Raw genomic sequence first — 25,166 nt, forward strand, 5'->3', positions numbered from 1 at the left:
GTAAGTGCTCGGTTTTTTTATGTGGCTCTAATCGTTTTTTACGTAAGCGACTACGTGAGATAAAAACTGCCTTGTAAAGCGATCATTAAACCGGATGCGATATTCATGCTCGGCTTCCGACACTAGACGCCAGCCTTCAGCAAAGTATTCTTTGATATCATCAACCGCCTCTTCTTTATTTTTGATGTGTTTCGCGTTCCACTGATAAGTGCAAGAGACAACGATCAGCCCACCCACCTTGGTGGTTTTTTTTAGAGCATTGATCACGCTAAGTGGCGACTCACATTGATCAATCACATTTAAACATACGACTAAATCAAAGCGAGATTGGAGAGTATCAAGCTCAAAAGGCTGGTTAATTAGCGTCAAATCAACATGAGCACATTTCTGTACGATATCTCTATTCTCTACCTCTAAAGTGTTTAAGGTGTTCACATCGTGAAGGTAAGTAAGCTCGACGCGTTGTTCTTCTATTAATAGTTGCTTCAAGCCATCCATTAACCTATTTGAAGGCTCCACAAGCGTCGCTTCTCTAAGGTTAGGTAAGCGTTGCACTAACTCATAATAATTTCTTCCCAGCGCCGCCCCAACCTCAAGTAGGGAATACGGCTGAACGCTGCTTTCGATTACCGCCTGCGCAATAAAATCAGCAACTTGGGAGCAGTGAGGTGATGACAAAAAAGAAAGTGGGACTTGTTTTGAGCGACTGGTTATCATCTCAATCTGTTGATCCTCAATGAACTTGTCGAACCATTGCGCTTCGAAATAACCAGCCAAACCGTGCTCGGTCAGGTAAAAATCTTCCATGTTTTTTCCGTTCGTACTTTTAGAAAAGTGATTGTATCGAACGCGGAAATTAACGGGTATTTCTGGCCGCACATTCCAATAGGAAAACAGATGAAAACGCCGCTTATGTGAAAAAGCCCTTTCATCTCAAAGATAAAAGGGCTTGTTAATCGCTTCGGTTAAGTCGCTAACTATTGTGGTAGAACAACGTTACCATCTTGAATTGGGAACGTTTTTGTCGCTGGCTTGCTCGCCAAACGAACCGTCGTTGGTGCACCTGAAACTTCGTAAGTGACGTCGTAACCCACTATTTTATCAGATGTCGTATATTCTGTATGACACTGTTTTTTCGTCGTTGTTACTACATCACCTTTTTGCACATTCTCCTGGATCTTACGACCTGTCAGTGCACCAGCAATCGTACCAGCTGCAGTTGCAATCACTTTACCTGAGCCACCACCGATTTGGTTGCCCAGCGCTGCTCCAGCTGCTGCGCCACCAACCGTACCAATAATTTTATTGTCATCCGCAGGGGCAACTTGCTCGGTTACTACCACGTCTTTACATACTTGGTGCGGCTTTTTCACCGTTTCAGTCACCGCTTCAACCAAAGTAATGTTTGCTTGAGTTGGAGCTGGTGGCGTTTTGTCTTTACAGCCTGCTAGTACAGCAACAACTGCCGTTGCAATTGCGATAGATTTCATATTCATGATTTACATCCCAGTATGGTTTGCTTTGATGAGCGTTATGGTAAATCGCAAAAGGGAAATCACATCAGACGAAAACAAACCCTCTGTCATTAACAAGTAAAGAAACACTGTTTTATAAAAGATACGTCAAGAAACACTGTTTTATAAAAGATACGTCAAGAAACACTCAGCAACGTGTCAACAGAGCTAAAACTGTATCACTACTGATTATGATTGGGCTGAACTAGTCTATGAGATTTATTTTTAAGCCAAGCTCAAAAATAGTTCGTCATCCGTTAAATACTTATGACGGTGGCTTAGATTACGCACGTGCATAAACATAAAATCAGGGAAACCAGGCGCTATAATGTTATTTGGTTCCCAGCATACACCGCCAACAAACACATATCGCCCCTGCTTGTCATCTTCGTGAAGGGGGTTATTAAGAGGAGAAGAAAACTCTGCTCGGCAACCTTCAACCACACAAACAATTTGTCCTTTAAAAAGGCCAATCACGCGCTTTACAAGATTTGCCTTGATACCACACTTCCATGCTTGGCGAGTGGCCATCTCATAGCCATATTTTCGGATCGCTTTCTTTTGCAAATGTACTACTAGGTTCATTTTGACTCCTGATTCAAGCAACTACGTGAAGCCCAAAGTCATAAAAGCAGATAGACGCCTATACCCGAGTGAGCTCATGGTACGTGGGAACAAACTACGTGATTAGACTGAGTTTAGTGTCGGATAAAGATACGCCGTCCACGATGCTGTAACGTATCGATTTACACCAATCAAAGGCAGATAACACATCAATTTTCGAGTGCTTTCCTGCGCTGTATCTGGTTACTTCTGTATATTACTATAACGAAATCACCCTCCACGTTTACCTATATAAATTTGTCGTAACGATAGAGGGTGCTTATCATGGAGAGAGGATAACGCCTACGCGTCGATGAGATAATTTTGACCTTCAGTTTCTAAACGATCAATCATTTTACGACACTCATTTAAATCAAGAGGTTGTTCAAAGCGGCGCTTGAGATTCATCAAAAAGAAGATATCTTCACACATGGCTTTCTCAGGTTCGTCACTGATTTTGGCGACCGGTGAACCATTGCACGTGACCATTTTTATCACGATAGAAAGTGGTTGGTAGGCTTCACCATCTTTATTGACATAATCACCCATATCATTGGCAAGAAAAGTACCGATACCAAAACTCACCTGAATACGTCCTTGGAAATACTCGCAAATATCTAACGCTTGTTCGAAGTTAAGTCCGTCGGTAAACACCAGTGTTTTTGTTAATGGGTCTATATTCAGCGACTGGTAGTGTGCAATCATTTTTTCACCCCAGCTATAAGGGCAACCACTATCGTGACGTACGCCGAAGTACGCGTTACTTAGTTCTTCATCAAAGTCTTTAAGGAAAGCATCGATACCAATCGTATCGGTTAACGCAATACCTAGTGCACCATTAAACATTTTTTGCCAACGTTGCAACGCCACTTTTTGCGAATCTCGCACATTCACCAGAGCTTGGTGTCCCATAAACCATTCATGAGCAACCGTGCCGATAGGCGTCAAGTTTAGCTCTTTTGCTAAGTGATAGTTGCTTGTTCCTGTCAAACATTCCGGCACTTCCTGGCACAAATATTCCAGCATAGTGCGCTGAGCTTGGAAGGAAAAACGTCGACGCGTCGACATGTCAGAAAATTTAAAGTTAGTGATTTTACGACGTTTTAGTTCCGACTTTAGGTGCCGAACTTTCTCTTCTAAAACAGTGGTAAATTGCGCAACAGGGATATCTGACCAACGCTGACGGCTACGAACTTCAGACACGATGCTCATGATGATCGTTTCGTACAAGATGGTATCTCGCCACAAACCGTTAATGGTAATTCTTAACTGGCTTGAGCCATCAGCCATGGCTTTATTATGGAAAGAGACATCACTTTGTGGGTTGAAACGGAAATGGCGCAGTGCATCAACAAAGTCAGGATTCAGGTAAGGCGCGACACGCTTAATATATTCAATTTCTTCTTGCGTAAATTGAATATCTTGCAGTTTAAGGACTTCGGCTTTTACCTCAGGCAAAAGCTCAGAGAGGTCTTCCTCACTGCGCACGATAAACTTATATGACACCATCGCATCAGGGTAAAGCGCTGTTACAGCGCTCATCATATTGACTTTGTAGACATCGAAATCCAAAGCGCTTTGAATGATGCGGGAAGAAAATAGTTTGGTGGTCATTAGGTGCCCTTCTACATGCCCTTCCTGGGTATATAACTTTTTGTTACTAACTAATTTGCGTAAACAATAAACACCCATCTATAGTTTGTCAACTTTTGTTACTAACCACTCATTTTTATAAGGTTTTTTTGTCTAGAATTCGAGCAAGCATTGTGAATAAGTCAGAGTCATCCGTAAATTTATGCTCAAACCGTATTAAGAACACTACCGAAAACGTTTCTAACAACTCGTTACTTACCCATTGATTGACCACTTGTTATGCGCTAGATTACTTACAAATCAATATTAGGACCCAACCATGATCGTATCTGTCGACATTATTCCATTCAGGCTATCTGGCTGTGCCGATAAAGGATTGGAAGTGTTGTTGATTAAACGTTCAAATCCAAATCGGCCATACCATGGAGTCTGGGCACTACCGGGCGGATTTGTCTTTGATAAAGACTTAACCAGTGAAGGCGGACGCCCGGCCGATGAAAACTTTGAAGCGGCGCGTCGCCGAATTTGCCGTGAGAAAATCCATACCTACCCTCGCCATTTTAGCGAAGCGTTTATCGACGGTGATCCAAAACGCGATCCAGAAGACTGGAGCTTAAACATTACGCACTACGCCTTAGTTGATCGTAACAATGTAGAGCAAATAAATAATGCAGGTGTACCGGAATGCCAACTTAAATGGTTTTCGCTACAGGCTATTCTCAATGGAGAAGAAACCCTCGCATTTGATCATCAAAAAACCATTGAAAAAGCGTGGCAAAAGCTTCGTGCATCCATTGAATACACATCGGTTCTTTTGTTTGCATTAGACAAAGAGTTTTTGGTTGCGGACATCATTTCTGCTTATCAAGAGTTTGGTATTGATATCAGCCGAATGACGATTAAGCGCCGCTTGATAGATTCAGGAGTACTAAAACCCACTAATAAAGTCGCTTCAACCAACAAAGGCAAAGGTGGAAAACCCGCAATGGTATATACGCTGACTAGCGACGAAGTAACCTTTTTTCAAAACTGTTTGCGTGGATAAACGCAGACAATCAGACAGACAAGGAGTCTGCCATGACTGTTCGAGTAAACTATCAAACTACAGCAGTGATCGACGTTGATCCAGAGAAAGGCTTTAGTGAGTTATGTCCAAATGAACTGCCCGTTGCAGGTGCGTTGGAAATCGTACCGGAGCTTTTGAACAATCATGCCAAAGGCCGATTAAAACTGGTCAGTCGTGACTTACACCCACCAAAAGCAAAGTGGGATGCAGAATCGCCATCCAATATGCTTGAGCCCGTTGGTTTACCGAATGTGGATATAAAGTGGAACCGTCACTGTGTGCTTGGCACAACAGGTTCTGAGCTGCTAGATGGCTTACCACCCGTGTTGGACTATGATTTTCAAGTTAATAAAGGTATGGATCCTGACGCACACCCTTACGGTATTTTTTTCCATGATATTGCCGACACCAAAACGACAGGCGCGCATGAATTTCTAAAGTTCAACGGGATTGATACCTTAGTTATAGGTGGCCTTGCCTTAGACTTTTGCGTGAAAAAATCCGTCATGCAAGCGCTGGAACTTGGCTACAATGTGGTAGTTAATCTTGCTTCAACTCGTGCGGTGCTGCCTGATAATGTAGAGAATGTGCTGACAGAGCTCAGAGATAATGGCGCATTATTTGTCGAAAAAGCGGACGACATCATCGTAGAAAAGTTCGCCTAGAAACGATAGTAACCGAGAAGGATTTCACCATGCATCAACATGAAAAATTGAATTACGTTGAATTTGGTTCCACTAATGTCAGTGCGACCAAACAATTTTTTGAGCGTGCTTTTGACTGGAGCTTTACCGATTATGGCCCAGAATATTCTGCATTTTCAGGACAAGGGTTGGATGGCGGATTCTTCAAATCTGAGTTTATAAACCAAACCGCAAATGGTGGCGCACTTTTAGTATTTTATAGCTCAGACATTCAGGCCACTCAGACAAAAGTAGAGCTGCATGGTGGAAAAATTATCCGCCCTATTTTCGAATTCCCCGGCGGCTGTCGATTCCACTTCACTGAACCGAGTGGAAATGAATTCGCAGTATGGTCAGAGAGCCATTAAGTCATCACAAATCAACAACACACCATCAACGTGAGCCCAAGCTAGCCAGATCCGGAACTGGCATTACATTTCTGGTTGACCTCATCCTTGGTTTAATTCACTGTTAGCGCAACAATTAATCGATGAGGCGCTAGACCTCGACCAAGGATGTCAAATGACTGCCGTCAGTTTTTTTCGCTTACTCTGCCTCGCTGCTATTTGGGGTGGCTCGTTTCTGTTTATGCGAGTCGCCGCCAACACATTCGGGCCGGCTTACTTAATCGAATTTCGAGTTACATTTGCCGCCGTCGCTTTGTTATTGATCGCCGTATATTTGAAGAAGAAACTCACGTTAACTGCGCATACTAAACACTTCTTTATTATTGGCTTATTCAATAGCGCAGTTCCATTTTTACTCTTTGCGTACGCAGCCCAGACACTGAATGCATCAACTTTAGCAATATTGAACTCAACCGCCCCAATATGGGGAGCACTAGTTGGCTTTGTTTGGTACCGCAGCCCACTCACAGCGAAATCTGTTCTCGGTATGCTAATAGGCATTGGAGGCGTTGCAGTCTTGGTCGGCTTAGATACTTCAACCATAGGTGAAGAAGCCATGCTCCCTATTGCCGCCAGTTTGATGGCTTCTTTCAGCTATGGCATTGCTACCAACTACACTAAAAATGCGCCACAAGTACCTGCTTTTGACAATGCTCACGGCAGCATGTGGGCGGCGGTTATTTGGGTACTGCCGCTGCTACCATTCTTACCAATGCGTGCAGAACCAAGTCATTTCGAATGGAGCTCTGTTGTCACGCTCGGCGTTGTATGCACAGGGTTCGCTTATTTGCTCTATTTCCGCTTAGTTTCTGATATCGGCCCGGCGTCAGCACTGACTGTCACTTTTCTTGTTCCTGTTTTTGGTATCTTATGGGGCTACTTGGTGCTAGATGAGCCCGTCGGCTCTAACACCATCATAGGAACAATTCTAGTGCTTAGCGGCACTATGCTAGTCACCGGTTTCTCCCCAACAGCAATGCTCGCGAAGCGAAAACGAAGCGTGGCTTAATCAGCCTAATATAACTTCCACACCTCGCTTTTTGATTTGTTCAAGGTCGCTTTTCGGAGCGGCTTTGTCAGTCAGCAGCACTGATATTTCGTCAGTCTTACCAATTGATGAGGGATAAATTTGCCCAAATTTACTAGAATCCGTTAGAACAATATTGCGCCTTTTTTTCGCAATGATGGTTTCTGCGATCTCAGCGCGCATCATGTCGCGGCTAGTAAAGCCAGTGTCTTGATGGAAGCCGTCAATACCCAAGAAGGCCGTGCTGAAATGAATGTTCTCAATACACAACTTAGTCAGCGGTCCGACCAAGCTCTCGCCTTGGTGCTGATACACGCCACCAAGCAAGATAATGTTGGCAGAAGTGTTACGGATGAGATGGGCGATATACGCCGATGGCGTAATGATGGTCACATCGCCGCGCTCAGCCAATGTCCGAGCCAACAACGCATTGGCACTGCCTCCTTCAATCAGCACTGTCTCATTCGGTGCGACCAAATCCGCAGCTTGGTTTGCGAGCGATTGTTTAATATCGAAACGTACTTCTAGGCGGGCATCAATGTCATCACTTTGCAACGCGGTAGCTGCGCCGTGAACGCGCTTTAGGTAGCCCTGTTGCTCCAGAAAGTTCAAATCCTGTCTGATGGTCACACCCGACACGCCAATGATGTCAGAAAGCTCTGTGACTTGAACGCGTTTACGGTCGTTCACTAATTGCAGGATTTCATTTTGTCTTGGGTTCACAGGTTCGCTCCTTATTGATGAGCTTACAGTATACTCACCTGATGTTTCATAAGAAAAGAACTTGAAAGTAAAAAGGAAAAAACGCGTGGTCTGATTAGCCAAGCTGTACCTTGCGAATATCGCTCCCATCAACAGATAATAGGGCAACGAAAATGGGATGGAAGAAGAGGGGTTAACTCCCTACATCCCAACAACGATAGAGACTAGGATAAAAGTAATGGAAGAAATTTACTTCGCAGGCGGCTGCCTTTGGGGCGTGCAAGAATTTATGCGCCACCTTCCGGGCGTAATCAACACAGAAGCCGGGCGAGCAAATGGCACAACGGATAACACTCAATCCGAATACGATGGCTACGCAGAGTGCGTGAAAACCCAGTTCGATGCTGAGCAAGTTTCGGTTGAAACTTTAATGGGGTATTTGTTTGAGATAATCGACCCTTACAGCGTTAACAAGCAAGGTGAAGACGTAGGTGAGAAGTACCGTACTGGTGTTTATAGCCAAAACGAACAGCATCTCACCATCGCGAAAGCGTTTATCGCAGCACGACCGGACGCCGACAAGATCGCCGTAGAAGTACTACCACTCACAAATTATGTGCCAAGTGATGATGAGCACCAAGACAGACTCACAAACTTTCCGAATGATTACTGCCACATCCCATTAGATTTACTACATAAATACAGGGATAACTCGTAACCATTCGGTCAGCATCGCTTTAAAAGGCAAGATGCATATCAGTTTAAATCGATGCCTTCCACTAATGACAATGTCATTTCTGCCGCCGATATTTCCTTACAACCCGACGAGTTTTGTCCGCACCACAACGGTGTGAATTCATCTCGGTTTTGCTTTTCCATAAGCGCTCTTAGTTGAGCCATTTCAATGGAGGCGTATGGGAATTTCGGCGCAAACTCACTGATGTAGCCTAGCTCCGACATCGCGCGATTCACAATGCCTCTCGCTGGTCGGCCCGAGAAAACATTGGTCACTGCGGTATGTTGCGCGCGTTCACTGGCAATGGCATATCGATGTAAAGACGATGTTTTCGCCTCATCACACAACAAATAGACGCTGCCAACTTGAACGGCACTCGCTCCTAATCTCAACGCGGCTTCCACCCCACTTCTATCAGCGATTCCGCCTGCAGCAATAACGGGCAAATTCACCCGTTTGGCGATTTGTGGTAATAACGCCATCAAACTTAATTGAGTAGTTAAATCATCCGATAAAAACATACCTCGGTGTCCACCAGCCTCCAAGCCTTGGGCGATAATACCGTCAACGCCTTTTGCTTCTAGCCAAAGTGCTTCGTCCACCGTGGTCGCTGACGAAAGGATCTTCCCTCCCCACCCTCTAATTCGAGCTAACAGATCATCGTCTGGCAAACCAAAGTGGAAACTGATCACTGGCGGTGCAAATGGTTCAATCGCGTCAGCAATATCATGATTGAAAGGCATCCTTGTCGGAGCGTTTGGCTGAGCCTGAACGGTTGCATCAACCTCGGAAAAATACGGTTGCAGCGTTTTTTGCCACTTTTCGTGCTTGTTGGCGTCATACTCCGGCATTTCATGGCAAAAGAAATTGAGGTTAAACGGTCGGTTAGTTGCCTGCTTGATAAGTTGAAGTTCTTTTACGATGGCGTCTTTGTTCAGCATTCCACAAGGTAACGAGCCAAGCCCGCCAACATTACTGACGGCGATGGTCATTTGGCTGTCTTGCACACCGGCCATTGGCGCTTGAATAATCGGTAACTCTGTTCCCAAAAGTGTATTAAATACCTTGTTTATCATGATCTTTCCTTGAAAACTTAACCTTTACCTGTGATGGATCTGCGCCATCGTTATCCAGACTAGACTTTCACATGATTAAACACTTATAAAGTTAAAGTGATGCATTTGTGCGCTATGCACTTTTGATAGAAATGACAAAGGGAGCCTATGGCTCCCTTAATATGCTGAATAACAAGAATCAAAGTGACTATCGTACGACATCTGATTCAAGCTCTAGCTCTGCTACAGACAGCATGGCAAACTCTTCCTCGGCGGTTGCTGCCACCAGTTTGTTGCGGCTGTATAACCCATAATAAACACCACCGATAAGAAACAATCCCATTGTCATGAAAAAGGCTGAGGGATCAAAAGCATAAACACCTGTCATTGCGATCAAAGAAAGCACCAGAGAAATACTCGAAGTAATTATCCCACCAGGCGTTTTATATGGACGAGTTAATTCCGGCTGTTTAATTCGCAATAAAATATGGCTCAAGGACATTAATGCGTACGATACAGTCGCACCGACAACAGCCATCGCCAAGATTAAGTCCCCCTCACCCGTAAGTGAAACCAAGAACCCAAAAACGCCCGGAACCAAAAGCGCACGAGAAGGCACTTTTTTGTCACTGGTTAATGACAAAGTTTGCGGTAAATAACCCGCGCGGGAAAGCGCAAACACCAAGCGACTGTAACCATAAATGATTGAAAAGAAAGAAGCGATAAGGCCAGCCAATCCAAGTAAGTTCACGGCCATTGCTACCGTTGAATTGCCCGTAAGCTTTAGGGCGTCAACTAATGGCACCGCGCTATCGCCTATGACCTTTGAGCCAACCGCACCAGCCAAAAGGACGACTACGAGAGTTGCGGTTAGCAATAAAAACAGCATCGCACCAATGATGCCTTTGGGAACATCTTTTGCCGGATTTTTTGCCTCCTCTGCCGCTAAAGGCACACCTTCAACCGCAAGAAACAACCACATTGCAAATGGCAACGCAGCCCATACGCCATACCACCCAAACGGCAAGATTTCTGTTGCCTGAGCCGTCGCCGGAGCAATATCGAATAAGTTATTAACATCAAAGTGACCAATAAGCACAGCAGCAGTAATGAGAATAGCTAGCACAGCCAAACCGCTGATGACCATCATCACTTTGAGAGCTTCGCCAACACCTGCCATATGAATAGCGATAAAGACGGCGTAGAAAAGTGCGTAAACAACAGGGCCATCGATACCAACCAATTCATTCACGGCTGAGCCAATAAAAATCACTATCGCAGCAGGCGCGAGCGCATATTCAATCAAAACTGATAAGCCAGTGAAAAAGCCGCCTGTCGGCCCCATCGCCTGTCTTGCGAAGCTGTAACCACCACCCGCAGCAGGAATAGCCGCAGACATTTCAGCTAAAGACAATACTAGCGTGAAATACATTACTGCCATCGCGATAGCAGCAATAAGAAAGCCTCCCCATCCTGCTTGAGCGATGCCAAAGTTCCAACCGGCGAAGTCACCAGATATAACATACGAGACACCTAAGCCAGCAAGTAAAATCCAACCTGCGGTGCCTCTTTTTAGCTGCCTTTTGGCCAAGTACTCCTGATGTTTAGACATAGTAAATCCTTCTACTTTGATGAAATTAAAAAGTTGTCGCTGTGTTTATCTTCAACGCTTGCGCCACTTGGCTCATTGATATCTGAGCGATCTTTCAGATTCACTCCTGACAGTTGTAATTTTCGAGCTTCCTTGAGCAAGTAAAATGCGCGTTCACAGGCATCGTCATAGTTGAGCCCCTGAGGGCGCACATTGGAAATGCAGTTTCTTTGGGAATCTTTAGAGCCTCGTTTAGCCCCCCAAGTGAGATACATACCCATGCTATCCGGAGAAGTTAGACCGGGCCTCTCTCCAATTAAAACCAGCACGGCCTTAGCGTTAAAACATTCACCAACATCATCCCCTACCGCTACTCTTCCTTGCTTTACGATTGTGATAGGTGTGAATTTCCATTGATGTTCATCATCAGCGCTTAAAAGAGAAATCAATCGCGTAACAACAGGCACGGCATGGTTTTGAATTGCGACGGAAGAAAGTCCATCAGCAATAACAATCGCAAGATCAATGTCAGTGTTATGCTCATTTGCTATCGAGTTGAGCGTTTTCCAAGAAGATTCATCGAGCTGCCGTCCTAAATCGGGCCTTTGCAAGTACATAAGCCGATCACTCACTTGGCTGCTCACTACCACTGGAGGCTCTAAGGTATTTTCAAGAATCGAGTAAGAGTCCGACAAACCAGCAACGAGAGACTCAATATTCAAACTGCAATGCACTGCATCCATAGCTTGGGCATGATCCAGCTGAAATGAGAGTAACTCGTTGGTTGGTACACTGTTTCCGCTGCGACCCAGAGCGATCCGAGCAGAGGTGAAGTCGCGTAACTTGCCCCAAGGGTTGTGTGTGACAACTTCAGACTCATCTTGTGGGGACTGAGCAATGGTGATTACTTTACCCATGAGAATACCCCTTATTCAGTTGATTAATTGCTCCCGAAAACGAGCGAGAGATTTGCTCACTTAACCGAACGTCTTGCACGCTCTCGAAAATCTGCATCTCCATTAACCATTGTTCAAACTCTGGAGCTGGCTTCAGACCGAGTACTTTTCTTGCGTAAAGGGCATCGTGAAATGAGGTAGTTTGATAGTTGAGCATGATGTCATCAGACCCTGGAATACCCATGATGAAAGAGCACTCGGCCACGCCTAACAGTGTCAGCAAATTATCCATGTCATTCTGATCGGCATAGGCATGATTGGTGTAACAGATGTCGCAACCCATGGGTAAACCAAGCAGCTTCCCACAAAAATGATCTTCAAGCCCAGCACGAATGATCTGTTTGCCATCAAACAGATACTCAGGGCCAATAAACCCAACAACTGTATTAACCAACAAAGGATCGAACTGTTTCGCGACAGCATAAGCACGGGCTTCACAAGTCTGTTGATCGACCCCATGAAATGCATTCGCAGACAGCGCGGTACCTTGTCCGGTTTCAAAATACATCACATTGTTTCCTACGCTACCTCGATTCAAAGACAACGCGGCTTCATGGGCCTCTTTCAAAATCGACAAGTCGATTCCGAAGGTATCATTCGTCCCTTGCGTGCCGCCTATCGACTGAAAAACGAGATCGACTGGTGCGCCCATTTCAATGGCTTCGATCGTGTTCGTTACATGAGTTAACACACAAGACTGAGTCGGTATTTGATAGTGTTGAATCACCTCATCCATTAAGTTCATTAACTTGATAGCTTGAGGCACATTATCTGTTGCCGGATTGATACCGATAACCGCATCGCCATTTCCGTACATCAGACCATCAAAAATGGTCGCTGCGATACCGTTGAGAGAATCAGTGGGATGATTCGGCTGTAAGCGAGTAGACAGGCGACTCGGCAAACCTATCGTATTCCGAAAAGCCGTGACAACTTGGCATTTTTTAGCAACGAGAATCAAATCCTGGTTGCGCATAATCTTACTGACTGCGGCCACCATTTCTGGTGTTAAACCTTGACGAATTTTAGCCAACGTTTCACCATCGGCTTCTTCACTCAGCAGCCAATTTCGAAAATCTCCGACCGTCAAGTGCTCAATCTGCTTAAAGGCTTCAAGGTCATGCGTATCGATAATTAGGCGAGTGATATCGTCGCTTTCGTATGGAATAACCGCCTCGTTAAGAAACGTTTTAAGTGGTAACTCAGACAGCGCCATTTGTGCGACTACACGTTCTGCCGCTGACTGAGCACAAACCCCGGCTAACGCATCGCCTGAGCGCTCCGGTGTCGCTTTCGCCATCAAGTCAGCTAATGACTTAAAGGTATAGACTTTACTTCCTTGTTGCCGACGATAAGTTGCCGTCATTGCTCTTCCTCTTCACTATTTGGTTCGCTTTTTGCTGAACTATCAATAAGCTTTAAGAAAGTATTGCCAAATGTGTTCCGTAGCGTTATCAAAAACTGGCAACATTTATAAACCAATAATAAACAATGAGTTATGTAAATACTGCTCCAACATGACTCACAAAAAAGGAATGAGCATCACAAGGATGAGTAACCAAATGCCCCAAACTGCACCAATGCTGTGCATCCATCACACTAAGGATGCAAACCAACAAGCTGCGAGTCTGATAAACTGGCAACAGGAATATGACCAACTCAGCGATGGTCGATTTTTAGGTCAAATTCGAGAACGACGATTTCCCAATTTCCATGTGTTTCGTGAAGACAGTAACCGCTCGCTAAGACAGCAATGCAGGGTTGAAGAGGGAGGTATTTGGTTGGGTTTGAGTGCGGAAAATAAGCCGCTACACCTAAATCACAGTCAGTTTAATTCAAGCCAACTTTTGCTTAGGCAAGGTGGCGCTGATTTTGAGTTAATGACACCGGAGCAGTTTTCTATCTATGGAATAGTGCTCGACAAAAACTTCGTTCACATCATAGAAAATCAACTTGAGCTTGGGAGTATCCAAAACAACACATTACACTTAACGGGTTTGACGGAAAAACACATTCAACAACTTAAATACTACTTAGGCACGTTACTTGGTTCCGCCGAGCCAAGATGGTCTGAAACCACACATCAAGCAATCTTAAAAGATATTGTGCTGGAGTTGTTCTCACTCAGTTCACTGCACACGAGCCATCCGATATCAATCTCTCATCGTCAACACGTGATGCACCGTATAAAACAACAGCTACAGGATCTAGACTACCGTACACCGATAACCGTCAGTGAACTGTGTGACGCAGTACACGTCAGTCGTCGCACACTACAGTACACCTTTGAACATTGCTGTAATACTTCCCCAAAGCAGTTCATACATCGAATGCGCTTGAATCAAGTACGTAGAGTGCTACAAAGCCCTGAAGATAATCGAACAATTGCAGAAATCGCTTTTGACTTTGGTTTTTTCCATCTCGGGCAGTTCAGTCAAAGCTACAAGCGGCTATTTGGTGAGACGCCAACTGAAACGAGAAAATGGGAGCCCAGCAAATAAAATGACAGGCAGTATATTCTTTCAGATCCTGCGTTGGGGCCATGTTATGCAGTCGCAATGATTTGCTGAAACTTAGCATGAAGCTCTTCAAGTGCCGCTTCAACATCCGGTTCTGCACGGCTCAAGTGCGAGATTAACGTCATAAAATAGCAGTCAAAAATCAGCGGTATTTTTCCCTCAAGGACGGAGCTTCCGTTTACAGATTGAAACAAAGCTTGGTTAAACGACTGATAATAATCCAAATCCCAAATCACTTCTTTCAACAAAGCTCGGCTCAGCTCAACGTTCGCAAAATAGTAGCGATAGTATTTCTCCGTCAGCGCCAAACCAATGTCGATATCGGTTTTACCTTCCACACTGACTAGCGTTTCTTGGCTGATCTGTTGCAGTTGCGCCAGCATCCCTTCGCGCAAAATCGACAGTTTAGTCGGGAAATGGCTAAACACTGTACCATCGGCTACTCCTGCTTCTCTCGCTATCTGCCTTGTGGTCGTCATGTCATAGCCATTTTGAGCAAAAGATGCCCATGCGGCTTTTAGAATTTTATCTCTGGTTTGTTGTCGCTTCGTCATTGATGTGTCTGCTTAATGAGCCTGAAAGGATCATACCTTGCGTGGTTGAGATTGACAAATTGAGCGCGCTCATTTATAAAATTGAGCACGCTCATTTTATATAAAAACAAAAGGAATCGCTCATGTACGTATTAAACAAACTAGGCCAAGGATTGATTTTCTTCCCGACCATCTTCTGCTTTTCGTATATTTTAAGACCGATATTAATGGTCATCCTTATTCCAGGAGGACTCGCACTTTTGGCGTTAATCGGTGGCGCAGAAGTCAGAGCGGAACTCAAAGCCATTCTGCTTGAGGAGTTTTTTGGCGTTAGCCCATCGCACACCACCTCGAAAAAGGCGTGAGTGCGCTACAAACGTTGGCAAGGCTAAGTAAAAAAAGAAAACGCGCAGATATCGAGATCTCAATATCTGCGCGTAGATGTGGTGAAAATAAGACTGGCGTTAGTCAGTATTCATGTTCTGACCAATTCGCCATAAAACGCCACTAGGGTCAAACAAACAACATTCGCGCATGCCCCAAGGTTGCTCGACTAGCTCTGTCAAACGCGAACCAAATTCTTCATGACCCACTTTGGATAAGTGCTGATGCCAGCTTTCTGCGTCTTCTACGAGCAAGTGCATCATGAAGTTATTGCCGTGTTCTGGCTCATAAAAATTCTGTAAAAGAAACGCGCAGCTACCTTGAGAGAAGTATGCTACATCACCGAAGTCCGATGCCATTTCAAAGCCAATCGCCTCATAAAAACGTTTTGATAGCGCGTAATCTTTCGCCGGAACAAATGATTTGATTTCAACAATATTGAGGTTTTCCATTTCCAATTTCCTAAGCCTTTTTCCATAAAACTGACTGACGTAATCTCGCTCTATGCCTTCTATTCGCCTTGCGTAATCTGCTGTGATGACAGTGGCACACACTCTGCCATTTGCGTTTGTAACCACGTGATAAATTTATGTTCGAGTTCTGTACGCTTTTTATCTTGACTCAATAAAACGTAATTGCAACTTGATGGAGAAAACCCAAATGGTGCGACCAAATTACCACGCTTAATATCGTCCATGACAAAAGGATACGATCCCATTGCGACGCCTAAGCCATCCACTGCGGCTTGTATGCAAAAATAAAAATGCGCGAATGATTGCTGAGTGTTGCCGTTGAAAGTTTCACAACGTGTTGATTGCTGCCAATCCGCCCAAGCATTCGGTCTGGTTTGGCTATTCAACAATCGAGCTGCTTTCAAATTGTCTTTAATGGATTGCCAATACTCAGGAGAAAATACCGGCCCCATCCACTCTTCCACAAGAATGGTTTTGTCGTAATCGTGATGCTGCGCAAAATCGTCTCGACGAATCGCCATCGAAAGCCCAGTTGATCCTAATGTTACCGGGCCACCAGCCGTCGACAAACGAACATCAGCACGGTGTTCATCATTAAACGCGGCCAACCTTGGCATCAACCAGCGCATGGTTAATGTCGGTTCACAAGACACTTCAAGATGCTGATGCTTCTCTTGAATAAGCGTATTCACGCCTGTTTCTAGCGTTTGGAATGCCGTTTCTGTGTATGTCTTGAGTAATTCGCCTTCCGCCGTCAACACGACTTTCCTGCCCTCTTTGAAGAACAAAGGTTGAGACAGATATTGCTCAAGTTGCTTGATCTGCTTACTCACGGCTCCGTGAGTAATGTTCAGTTTGTCAGCCGCTTCAGTGTAGCTTGAAGAACTCGCCGCAACGTGGAAGACATAAAAAGATTTCAGGTGACGCATCTGTGAGTTTTTCTCACCAATATGGGAATGTTTTTCGATTATAGTCAGTAATAAAGACACCTACAATTCCGCTACATCCCAGACTTCATCATTCAAACAGGAAATCGATATGGAATTTGTAACTCTTGCGTTATTAGGTGTGCTTATTGTCATTAGCCCTGGCGCAGACTTTGTTTTGGTATTAAGAAATAGCTTAAATCAAGGACGAAAAGCAGGCGTATACAGTGCGATTGGTATCAGCATGGCGATAAGCATCCACATCGCTTACTCCATGCTGGGGATCAGTTACTTAATTTCACAAAATGAATGGTTGTTTAATCTCGTGCGCTATCTTGGGGCCGCTTATCTTGTCTACCTTGGGATTAAAGGAATATTCTCCTCGCAGCCTGCGTCAAACTCAGAAACGATTCAACAGAGCGAGTATTCAATGTGGCGATTTTTCATGCAGGGATTTCTGTGTAATTTACTCAATCCCAAGACGATGCTGTTTTTTCTGAGTATTTTTAGCCAAGTGATTTCTCCCGACTCTAGTCAGCAACACATCGCCTTTTTTTACGGGATTTATATGATTGCGCTGCATGGTATTTGGTTTTCTATCGTTGCTGTTTTATTCACGTCATCCCAGCTACAAGCTTTCTTGTTGAAGATTAAGCATCGACTCAATCAAGCATGTGGGGCGGGATTGATCATTTTCGGCGGGATGCTGGGCTTAAAGGTGTAGTGCGCTTGCGGTCCGATTACCCCAGTTCAAATTGATCATTGAACAAGTGGCAGTAATCAAATAAAAATCTACATTATCAATACTTTAAATTAGAAAAAACAGCCAACGTGCGCTGGCTGTTTCGATACAGTTAATGGATGACCCGAGCGTCCCCTTTAAATAACTGAGACAGATCGATAGTGAATATCGTCACTGTCGGACGTTTAGGCAGAGCATTTTCGATCGAAAACTCTGGCCCAGCTGGAACGAGGGGGAAGTGAATAGCAGTCGGCCACGTTGACGAAGCTTCATTACCGCCCGGCTCAGATATTGAGAAAGAAAACGCAGGTAAACGGGTCATAACACTTACCTCAAATGACTGATTAGCGGGCTCAAGCGAGCCCGCTTAGATTTTGCAATGTTATTGTTATTTTAACGCTTACTTAATCACTAACGGTTGATGACGTTAGATATCAAGTTCTTTGTCTTCAACGTGGTTGGTGATCATCGCTTCAGTGGTGATCATCAAGCCAGCAACAGACGCAGCGAATTGAAGCGCTGAGCGTGTTACTTTCGCAGGGTCCAAGATGCCCATTTCGATCATGTTGCCGTATTCACCTGTTGCAGCGTTGTAACCGTAATCGGAATCACCAGCTTTGACAGCGTTCGCCACAACAGAAGCTTCGTCACCTGCGTTAGTTGCGATTTGACGAAGAGGCTCTTCCATTGCACGTAGCGCAACTCGGATACCCACGTTTTGGTCATCATTGTCGCCTTTTAGATCCGCCAATTCTTTCGCGATCTTAGTTAGGGCAACACCACCACCAGCAACAATACCTTCTTCAACCGCTGCGCGAGTAGCGTGTAGTGCATCGTCCACGCGATCTTTCTTCTCTTTCATCTCAACTTCGGTTGCAGCGCCGATCTTGATCACCGCTACGCCGCCAGAAAGCTTCGCAACACGTTGTTGAAGCTTGTCTTTATCGTATTGAGAGGTGGTTGTTTCGATTTGTTTTTCAATCGAAGCCACACGATCAGCAATCGCGCTTGCTTCTGCTGCGCCACCCACAATGGTTGTTGTGTCTTTGGTGATGGTCACTTTCTTCGCACTACCTAGTTGCTCTAACGTTGCTTTTTCGAGCTCTAGGCCGATTTCTTCAGAGATGACCGTACCAGCAGTTAGTACCGCAATGTCTTCCATCATCGCTTTACGGTTGTCACCAAAGCCAGGCGCTTTCACCGCGGTCGCACGCACGATGCCGCGCATGTTGTTCACAACCAATGTCGCTAGCGCTTCACCTTCGATGTCTTCAGCAATGATCAATAGCGAGCGAGAAGATTTCGCCACTTCTTCTAGTACAGGCAATAGCTCGCGGATGCTGCTGACTTTTTTGTCCACCAATAGGATGTAAGGGTTGTCTAGCTCGACGCTGCCATTTTCTTGGTTAGTGATGAAGTATGGCGACAAGTAACCGCGGTCAAATTGCATACCTTCAACCACAGACAATTCGTTGTTTAGACCTTGGCCTTCTTCAACCGTAATCACGCCATTGCGACCCACTTTCTCCATCGCTTCTGCAATGATTTCACCGATCGCGCGATCGCTGTTTGCAGAAATGCTACCCACTTGGGTGATAGATTCTTTGTCGCTGCATGGCTTAGACATTTCACGTAGTTTCTCAACCGCCGCTTCAGTGGCTTTGTCGATACCACGTTTTAGGTCCATTGGGTTCATGCCAGAGGCTACCGCTTTAAGACCTTCATTGATGAAAGATTGCGCCAGTACGGTAGCGGTCGTTGTACCGTCCCCCGCTTCATCATTCGCTTTGGACGCCACTTGTTTCACCATTTGTGCGCCCATGTTTTCGAACTTATCTTTCAGTTCGATTTCTTTCGCTACAGACACGCCATCTTTGGTGATGGTTGGCGCGCCGTAAGATTTATCAAGCACAACGTTGCGGCCTTTCGGGCCTAGTGTCACTTTTACTGCGTCCGCCAGTAAGTTCACACCTTTCAGCATTTTTTGACGTGCGTCATTAGCAAATAATACGTCTTTTGCAGCCATGGTTATCTCCTCAAAAAACTACTACAAAAATAATTACTCAACGATTGCTAACACATCAGATTCGGACAGAATTAAGTATTCTGCGCCGTCAATTTTCTCGGTTTTCACGCCGTAACCGTCATTGAAAATGATTTGGTCGCCCACTTTGACTTCCATCGCAGCGCGTTCGCCATTTTCAAGACGTTTACCTAAACCAACAGCAATGACTTTCCCGCGGTTTGATTTTTTCACCGACTGAGAAGTTAAAACGATTCCCCCTTCAGATTTATTTTCCACCTCTTGTCTTTCAACAATTAGCTTGTCATTTAAAGGACGAATTTTCATTTTTAAGTGCCTCCTACTTGGAACCAAAAATAAAAGACAAAATAAACATCAAGATGGATTTGCGAGTCGACAGCTCGCTTTCGATGAAAATAATAAGGTCGAAAAATGAGAGTTCAAGAGGTGAATTTGATAAAAATTTTTTATTAAATTAAATAAAATTTTCTATCGAATTATCGCATTCACAACCACTTAGCATCTCTTTATGATGGAAAATGTGCTCAATCAAATCTAGAGTGGTTACGTACTCTTAAAAAGGATAATCAAACAATGAAAAAGGCCGTATCTCTATTTCTTGCAACGTTGTGCGTTGGCTTCCTCTCACCCAACGTGTCGGCTTCTGAACGCGCTGAACAAGGGTGGCAATTGATTGACAAGGGCGCGATGATTGTCGATGTGCGTACGCCGCAAGAGTTTTCTGAAGGGCATTTGGATAATGCCGTCAACTTCCCTTTATCTGAACTTGATAAACATTTTCAAGACGTCGATAAAGATCAAGCTATCGTGTTGTACTGTCGCAGTGGTAACCGCTCTGGCAAAGCGTATCAATACTTACAATCGCAAGGCTTTACGAATCTGCACAATGCAGGTGGCTTTGAAGAACTACAAGACGCCAAATAGTCGTCTCCGTTCTAATATACAAAGTAAAAGCACAGAGCGCGTCGCAAGCGTATTGTAACGCGCTCTGTTTCTAAATACTTATCTACAACAACTCTATTTTGGCCCTGCATCAAATTGAGTCAGGTTATCCGATATCTCGAGCCACGGCGCTTTCGACGCGACAAAAATATGGAAATCGGGCTTGTGAGAAGGTGTGTCATCCAAGATACCAAGGCGAATATTGACGATCCCATTGTTCTTTTTCGAATACAGACTTGATCCGCAGTGGCGACAAAAGCATAGCATGGTATTTTCGCTTTTCTGATAAGTTTGAATATCTTCTTTCCCTTGGATAATAAGCAGTTTATCCAACGCAATACCACCGGCAGATGAATAGTCAGAACCTGTGAACTTGCGGCATTCAGAGCAATGGCAATTTCCCATGTACTTGAATTCATCTGCCACTTCCAACTTTACCTTGCCGCACAGACATGAGCCTTTTAGTACTTCCATTTGAATTCCTTTTTGTTATGAATCTAATTGAATTAGATGGCTATCTCGACACCATGCCACTGCAATACGAAAAATTAAAGACAGGCAATACAGGTTTTCAAAAATGAAACGAAAATGTAAAACATTCCATTCAGAGGGAAGTGCGCTCGACACGTGAAAAATCGAGCTATTTTAGATACAAAAACACCAAGCAATAACGCTTGGTGTTTACCTCACAGAATGTCGCCTCAGAAAAGGCGCTTTCCGCTGTGCTTAAAAAATGCAGTGTTTAGTAAAGCTGGTCGCTTCGTTTGCAGTCCAGTCACCTTTCGGCTTATCTTTCAGGTTTTCACACCATTGCTCGCTGCCGACACCATCTTGCAGAACACAATGCTTTGCAAAGTCTACCGCGTTGTCTGCTGTCCATTCTGTTTTTGGCTTATCGCGCATGTCGTTACACCAGCCTTCAGTGCCCACTTCATCACTACAAGCGGTCAAAGCAGAAGCCGCCAACATCAGCATGACTAGTTTTTTCATAAATTTAAGGTTCCAGTTGCAAACAATAGTAAAATTAAACTCAATCTCTTCAACACATGCCCATTCAAGTGTCTGAATAAAGGCGTCACTAGCTGAAGTGACTTTTGTATCAACTATAACGAAATTATCAGTCTACGTGTTAAGACACCGAAAAATTATTGAGCGACTCTGTGTAAAGCGCGCCATTCTAAAAGCTATAGGCAGCGCGCTTTTGTTAGCTCACCAACCTTAAAAGAGCCAGTACCAAAGCACGCTAAACGCAGCTCTAATGCCATTTGTTCAAAGTGATCGACGACAGACTGCGTGCTGATCGTCGCAGCTTTTAATACCGCACCAGCTTGCCCAATGAGATTAGCACCCAAATGAATGGCTTTCGCCGCTTCAAGTCCGTTATGAACACCTCCCGAGGCGATCAAGGGTAATGTAGGATGCAGTGCGCGGATTTGAGCCAAACATGTTGCTGTAGGGACACCCCAATCGCGGAAAAGCTCGGCTGCACGCTGCATTTTCGGATTATCTTGGCAATACCCTTCAACCGCACTCCAGCTTGTGCCACCCGCGCCCGCAACGTCAATTGCATCCACACCAGCATCAATTAATCGCTGCGCAACGTGTCCGCTAATACCAAAACCGACTTCTTTGATAATGATAGGAACCTTCACGCGAGATTTAAGCATCTCAATTGCCTGGAAAACACCAACCCAATTGTGGTCGCCATTTTTCTGAAACGCTTCCTGCATTGGATTAACGTGCACAAACAAGGCATCGGCTTGAATCGCCTCAACCGCACGTTGCGCATTATCGAGTTTACCTTTATCGAGCAATTGAGCGGCTCCAAGATTGGAATACAACGGTACTTCTTTCGCCAACTCACGAATGGTTTTACCCAAGCCCGAATGCTGACTTTCTTCTAAGCTAATCCGTTGCGAGCCCACACCCATGGCAATACCTAATTCACTTGCTGCTTCAGCTAAACGACAATTGATCGTTTCTGCGTCTTTTGCTCCGCCAGTCATCGAGCTAATCAAAAACGGTAGCGCTAATTGATGACCAAGAAACTCTGTCGATAAATCGATCGCGTGAAAGTCACATTCTGGCAGCGCACAGTGTTCGAACTCGACAGACTCAAAACCCGCCGTTTTATGCTTCATGCTCATATCATGATGTAAAACAGCATCTAGGTGTAAATCTTTTCGGTTAGTTTGCGGAGCCATAATGTCACCCTAAAGTAAAACAGTCGCGCAGTATTGCGATCCTTATCAGTAACGTCAATGCGAATTTTGTGAATTTGCCGGATTACTTTTCCGAAACGAGTAATGAATCTCGACTGCCCCTGACATTATAAGAAAAGAAACTCGCTTTCCGTTTTCAACAAGCCGGCAAGTTTCTCTTCAAATTGAGATAATCAGCGTACGATACCCATGATGCAAATGGAACACATTGCTCTGTAGTTTACTTTACGCTGTCCGACAGAATTAGCGACACAACAGTGCTTGTCGTCGTTGGTTCAAACTGCTCTGGATCATCACAGAATTGAATTTTTCCTTTTTCTTCTACATGGAACAGCGGTACAACTGAACTACCTTTGTGATGCGCTAAATAATCTTGATACGTGAAGTTATCGCTCAATTTCGTGTGTTTAACCTCTGCACCACGACTTAACATACTGGCTAGCTGGGTATAGCTTACATTGCCGCCCATCAGCAATTTACCATGGTACTCCTGAGCCACGGAGTGCTTCTCGCTGCCATTGCCGTTGGTTTTCACTTTTTGTAAGCAGTGAACTTTATCTTCCCCAAACTCGTCGACGAATTGCATGCAAGCCATAATGTTGAAATGCTGATCGGGCGTTAATGCAACCACTTGACCTATTCCTATCAAGTTCAAGTTGTCGTCCGCGTGACTAGAAATAGGGTTGCCGTAATAGTAATCCAATCCCAACATACGAACCTGACTGATGTACTCCCAGTTTGAGTCAGTCATTAATACGCGACGGTCATAACGCGCTAGCGCCTGCCCTATTTCTCTTGCAACTCGGTTAGCACCAATCAACAAGAAGCCGCGTGGTGCTGGCTCTGCGACGCCCAATGTCAGCGCTATAGGACGTGCCGTCGCACTTTGTAACACGACCGTTCCTATAATCACCATGAAGGTCATAGGGACCAGTAAAATCGCTTCATCAATGCCGTATTCGGTCAATTTGATCGCGAAAAGAGACGAAATCGAAGCAGCAACAATACCGCGCGGTGCAACCCAAGACAAAAACAGCTTATCTTTGAGACGCAAGTTGCTGCGGAAGGTTGAAAGAAAAATCGATAACGGACGCGACACTAACTGCATAAATACAAACAACAATAACGCACCGCTACCTAGCGCAGCAAAATCATCCAGACTGATTCGAGCCGCAAGGAAGATGAACAATCCGGTGATCAGTAAAATGGTTAAATGCTCTTTAAAGTGCAGAATTTGCTGAATATTGATGTCTTTAGCGTTTGCGAGCCACATACCCATTACGGTGACGGTTAGTAACCCAGCTTCAGACTCAATGTGGTTAGAGACCGAAAATACACCTAGAACCACCATCAAAACCGCAAATGGCTGCAAATATTCCGGTAGCCAAGAGCGACGCATGATCGTCGCAACTGCATAGCCTGAGGCCGCACCTAGCATGACGCCGACAGCAATGATCGTCCCAAACACTTCGACGCTATTTATCGCGCTGTGAGATACGATAAACTCGTAAACCATCACAACAAAAAGCGCACCGAGCGGGTCAATCAAAATCCCTTCCCATCGCAAAATGTTAGCAAGCGTACTGTTAGGTCTTACGGTTCGTAGAAGTGGCACGATGACCGTCGGCCCTGTTACTACGGTTAAGCTGCCGAACAACATGGCAAGCTCCCAAGTAAAGCCGAGGAAATAGTGTGTTGCGATACTGGTCGCTGCCCACGAAATGATCGCCCCGATGGAAACAATGCTCCATACCGAACCACTCACGCCACGAATTTCTTTAAAATTTAAGGTCAAACTGCCTTCAAATAAAATCACTGCCACCGCTAAAGAAACCAACGGAAAGAGCAAATTACCTAATATCTCATCAGGATTTAACCACTGCATAAATGGCCCGACGATCAGCCCTGCCAACAACAAAAATAAAATCGCTGGCAAACGCAATCGCCAAGCTAACCATTGGCAACCTAAACCAATAACCCCAACCGCTGACAGCACCAGCGCTTCATTACCCACTTGCATCAATAATTACCTGTTTTTGTCTTTTTTCGCGTGAATGCGCTATACCCGAATACATTCAGCCTTACGGTCAAATAGAAACAACCGAACGTGCAAATCAAACGACTGACCTTCGATGACATCGCTACGAAACGCACATGTTTGAAGTCCTTTGGCGATCGCATCAGAACTATGAATATAGTTGACCCCCAATGACTTAACGACTCATTTTTGTTCATCAGGTCTTAAAGTGGCACACAAGTGTGCGACTTTGTCGAATTCATCATTACGCATTGAGTTTCATTATGTAGAATGATTTCTGAAGAAAGCGCGGAACCTAGCACTATATGAGGCTAAGGCATAGAGCATGAACTAAGCTTTAGCGTAAGTGCTCAAAGTTAAGAATCGTGTGTCACGCGACGTACGCAAGGAGAAATGGATTGTACGTAATA

28 protein-coding genes are annotated in these 25,166 nt (G+C 44.8%); 9 read left to right on the forward strand and 19 right to left on the reverse strand.

Annotated elements, in window-relative coordinates; genetic code table 11:
• Positions 1-27: 27 nt before the first annotated feature.
• The 4 genes from R7P72_RS03310 to pncB form a co-directional block, all read right to left on the reverse strand.
• Positions 28-807, reverse strand: a complete 780-nt coding sequence (locus tag R7P72_RS03310) for a methyltransferase domain-containing protein (RefSeq protein ID WP_053304617.1) — start codon at positions 805-807, stop codon at positions 28-30.
• Positions 808-977: 170 nt separating this feature from the next.
• Entirely contained in the window at positions 978-1,496 is a 519-nt protein-coding gene (locus R7P72_RS03315) for a glycine zipper 2TM domain-containing protein (protein WP_025768006.1), read from the reverse strand.
• A gap of 243 nt (positions 1,497-1,739) precedes the next feature.
• Positions 1,740-2,099: a hypothetical protein gene (locus R7P72_RS03320; protein WP_005373947.1), complete on the reverse strand. Its 360-nt coding sequence runs from the start codon at positions 2,097-2,099 to the stop codon at positions 1,740-1,742.
• A gap of 321 nt (positions 2,100-2,420) precedes the next feature.
• Positions 2,421-3,731, reverse strand: a complete 1,311-nt coding sequence (gene pncB, locus R7P72_RS03325; protein WP_005373949.1) for a nicotinate phosphoribosyltransferase — start codon at positions 3,729-3,731, stop codon at positions 2,421-2,423.
• Between the two features lie 298 nt (positions 3,732-4,029).
• On the opposite strand from pncB, the gene R7P72_RS03330 reads away from it, so the two are divergent.
• The 4 genes from R7P72_RS03330 to R7P72_RS03345 all read left to right on the forward strand — a co-directional run bounded on the left by R7P72_RS03330 (position 4,030) and on the right by R7P72_RS03345 (position 6,875).
• Positions 4,030-4,755: an NUDIX domain-containing protein gene (locus R7P72_RS03330; RefSeq protein ID WP_005373953.1), complete on the forward strand. Its 726-nt coding sequence runs from the start codon at positions 4,030-4,032 to the stop codon at positions 4,753-4,755.
• A 32-nt stretch (positions 4,756-4,787) separates the two neighbouring features.
• Entirely contained in the window at positions 4,788-5,441 is a 654-nt protein-coding gene (locus tag R7P72_RS03335; RefSeq protein ID WP_017635129.1) for an isochorismatase family protein, read from the forward strand.
• Between the two features lie 29 nt (positions 5,442-5,470).
• Positions 5,471-5,827: a VOC family protein gene (locus R7P72_RS03340; protein WP_017635128.1), complete on the forward strand. Its 357-nt coding sequence runs from the start codon at positions 5,471-5,473 to the stop codon at positions 5,825-5,827.
• A gap of 154 nt (positions 5,828-5,981) precedes the next feature.
• Positions 5,982-6,875, forward strand: coding sequence for a DMT family transporter (locus R7P72_RS03345; protein WP_005373960.1), 894 nt, complete (start codon positions 5,982-5,984; stop codon positions 6,873-6,875).
• On the opposite strand, the gene R7P72_RS03350 is transcribed toward R7P72_RS03345, so the two are convergent.
• Complete coding sequence (locus R7P72_RS03350; protein WP_017635127.1) at positions 6,876-7,616, reverse strand: DNA-binding transcriptional regulator YciT; 741 nt, start codon at positions 7,614-7,616, stop codon at positions 6,876-6,878. It lies immediately after the preceding gene.
• A 217-nt stretch (positions 7,617-7,833) separates the two neighbouring features.
• Between R7P72_RS03350 and R7P72_RS03355 the strand changes: the two genes are divergently transcribed.
• The gene (locus R7P72_RS03355) at positions 7,834-8,313 is read left to right on the forward strand and encodes a peptide-methionine (S)-S-oxide reductase (protein WP_005388723.1); all 480 of its coding nucleotides are present in this window, start codon (positions 7,834-7,836) and stop codon (positions 8,311-8,313) included.
• A 38-nt stretch (positions 8,314-8,351) separates the two neighbouring features.
• Here R7P72_RS03355 and R7P72_RS03360 read toward each other — a convergent pair whose 3' ends face one another.
• The 4 genes from R7P72_RS03360 to R7P72_RS03375 all read right to left on the reverse strand — a co-directional run bounded on the left by R7P72_RS03360 (position 8,352) and on the right by R7P72_RS03375 (position 13,299).
• Positions 8,352-9,407, reverse strand: a complete 1,056-nt coding sequence (locus R7P72_RS03360) for an NAD(P)H-dependent flavin oxidoreductase (protein WP_033906298.1) — start codon at positions 9,405-9,407, stop codon at positions 8,352-8,354.
• A gap of 187 nt (positions 9,408-9,594) precedes the next feature.
• On the reverse strand, positions 9,595-10,998 hold the full coding sequence (gene eat / locus R7P72_RS03365; protein WP_005373969.1) for an ethanolamine permease: 1,404 nt from the start codon (positions 10,996-10,998) through the stop codon (positions 9,595-9,597).
• Between the two features lie 11 nt (positions 10,999-11,009).
• Positions 11,010-11,894, reverse strand: coding sequence for an ethanolamine ammonia-lyase subunit EutC (eutC, locus tag R7P72_RS03370; RefSeq protein ID WP_005373971.1), 885 nt, complete (start codon positions 11,892-11,894; stop codon positions 11,010-11,012).
• The gene (locus R7P72_RS03375) at positions 11,887-13,299 is read right to left on the reverse strand and encodes an ethanolamine ammonia-lyase subunit EutB (protein WP_005373972.1); all 1,413 of its coding nucleotides are present in this window, start codon (positions 13,297-13,299) and stop codon (positions 11,887-11,889) included. The genes eutC and R7P72_RS03375 overlap by 8 nt, the downstream gene beginning before the upstream one ends.
• 184 nt (positions 13,300-13,483) lie before the next feature.
• On the opposite strand from R7P72_RS03375, the gene R7P72_RS03380 reads away from it, so the two are divergent.
• Positions 13,484-14,434, forward strand: coding sequence for a helix-turn-helix domain-containing protein (locus tag R7P72_RS03380; RefSeq protein WP_005373973.1), 951 nt, complete (start codon positions 13,484-13,486; stop codon positions 14,432-14,434).
• 44 nt (positions 14,435-14,478) lie between these two features.
• Here R7P72_RS03380 and R7P72_RS03385 read toward each other — a convergent pair whose 3' ends face one another.
• Positions 14,479-15,006 (reverse strand): TetR/AcrR family transcriptional regulator, encoded by a 528-nt coding sequence (locus R7P72_RS03385; protein WP_005373975.1) that lies wholly within the window; start codon positions 15,004-15,006, stop codon positions 14,479-14,481.
• Positions 15,007-15,128: 122 nt separating this feature from the next.
• Between R7P72_RS03385 and R7P72_RS03390 the strand changes: the two genes are divergently transcribed.
• A complete protein-coding gene (locus tag R7P72_RS03390; RefSeq protein ID WP_005373977.1) occupies positions 15,129-15,350 on the forward strand; it encodes a hypothetical protein in 222 nt (73 codons plus the stop codon).
• Positions 15,351-15,449: 99 nt separating this feature from the next.
• On the opposite strand, the gene R7P72_RS03395 is transcribed toward R7P72_RS03390, so the two are convergent.
• Both R7P72_RS03395 and R7P72_RS03400 read right to left on the reverse strand, forming a co-directional pair.
• Entirely contained in the window at positions 15,450-15,821 is a 372-nt protein-coding gene (locus tag R7P72_RS03395) for a VOC family protein (protein WP_005373979.1), read from the reverse strand.
• Between the two features lie 59 nt (positions 15,822-15,880).
• Positions 15,881-16,771, reverse strand: a complete 891-nt coding sequence (locus R7P72_RS03400; RefSeq protein WP_005373981.1) for a LysR family transcriptional regulator — start codon at positions 16,769-16,771, stop codon at positions 15,881-15,883.
• A 109-nt stretch (positions 16,772-16,880) separates the two neighbouring features.
• Between R7P72_RS03400 and R7P72_RS03405 the strand changes: the two genes are divergently transcribed.
• Positions 16,881-17,492: a LysE family translocator gene (locus tag R7P72_RS03405; protein WP_005373983.1), complete on the forward strand. Its 612-nt coding sequence runs from the start codon at positions 16,881-16,883 to the stop codon at positions 17,490-17,492.
• 130 nt (positions 17,493-17,622) lie between these two features.
• On the opposite strand, the gene R7P72_RS03410 is transcribed toward R7P72_RS03405, so the two are convergent.
• The 3 genes from R7P72_RS03410 to R7P72_RS03420 all read right to left on the reverse strand — a co-directional run bounded on the left by R7P72_RS03410 (position 17,623) and on the right by R7P72_RS03420 (position 19,860).
• Positions 17,623-17,832: a hypothetical protein gene (locus tag R7P72_RS03410; protein ID WP_005373984.1), complete on the reverse strand. Its 210-nt coding sequence runs from the start codon at positions 17,830-17,832 to the stop codon at positions 17,623-17,625.
• Positions 17,833-17,937: 105 nt separating this feature from the next.
• The gene (gene groL, locus R7P72_RS03415) at positions 17,938-19,536 is read right to left on the reverse strand and encodes a chaperonin GroEL (protein WP_053304624.1); all 1,599 of its coding nucleotides are present in this window, start codon (positions 19,534-19,536) and stop codon (positions 17,938-17,940) included.
• A gap of 33 nt (positions 19,537-19,569) precedes the next feature.
• Positions 19,570-19,860, reverse strand: a complete 291-nt coding sequence (locus tag R7P72_RS03420; protein WP_005373989.1) for a co-chaperone GroES — start codon at positions 19,858-19,860, stop codon at positions 19,570-19,572.
• Between the two features lie 267 nt (positions 19,861-20,127).
• On the opposite strand from R7P72_RS03420, the gene R7P72_RS03425 reads away from it, so the two are divergent.
• Entirely contained in the window at positions 20,128-20,478 is a 351-nt protein-coding gene (locus tag R7P72_RS03425) for a rhodanese-like domain-containing protein (RefSeq protein WP_064354509.1), read from the forward strand.
• A gap of 93 nt (positions 20,479-20,571) precedes the next feature.
• Here R7P72_RS03425 and R7P72_RS03430 read toward each other — a convergent pair whose 3' ends face one another.
• The 4 genes from R7P72_RS03430 to R7P72_RS03445 form a co-directional block, all read right to left on the reverse strand.
• Positions 20,572-20,970: a GFA family protein gene (locus R7P72_RS03430; RefSeq protein WP_005388696.1), complete on the reverse strand. Its 399-nt coding sequence runs from the start codon at positions 20,968-20,970 to the stop codon at positions 20,572-20,574.
• A 252-nt stretch (positions 20,971-21,222) separates the two neighbouring features.
• Positions 21,223-21,486 (reverse strand): DUF3012 domain-containing protein, encoded by a 264-nt coding sequence (locus R7P72_RS03435; protein WP_005373992.1) that lies wholly within the window; start codon positions 21,484-21,486, stop codon positions 21,223-21,225.
• A gap of 194 nt (positions 21,487-21,680) precedes the next feature.
• Complete coding sequence (fni, locus tag R7P72_RS03440; RefSeq protein WP_005388695.1) at positions 21,681-22,700, reverse strand: type 2 isopentenyl-diphosphate Delta-isomerase; 1,020 nt, start codon at positions 22,698-22,700, stop codon at positions 21,681-21,683.
• 238 nt (positions 22,701-22,938) lie between these two features.
• The gene (locus R7P72_RS03445; protein ID WP_115386480.1) at positions 22,939-24,738 is read right to left on the reverse strand and encodes a cation:proton antiporter; all 1,800 of its coding nucleotides are present in this window, start codon (positions 24,736-24,738) and stop codon (positions 22,939-22,941) included.
• Between the last annotated feature and the right edge of the window lie 428 nt (positions 24,739-25,166).

It is taken from the genome of Vibrio sp. Vb0888, assembly GCF_033338835.1.
GTDB lineage: Bacteria > Pseudomonadota > Gammaproteobacteria > Enterobacterales > Vibrionaceae > Vibrio > Vibrio alginolyticus.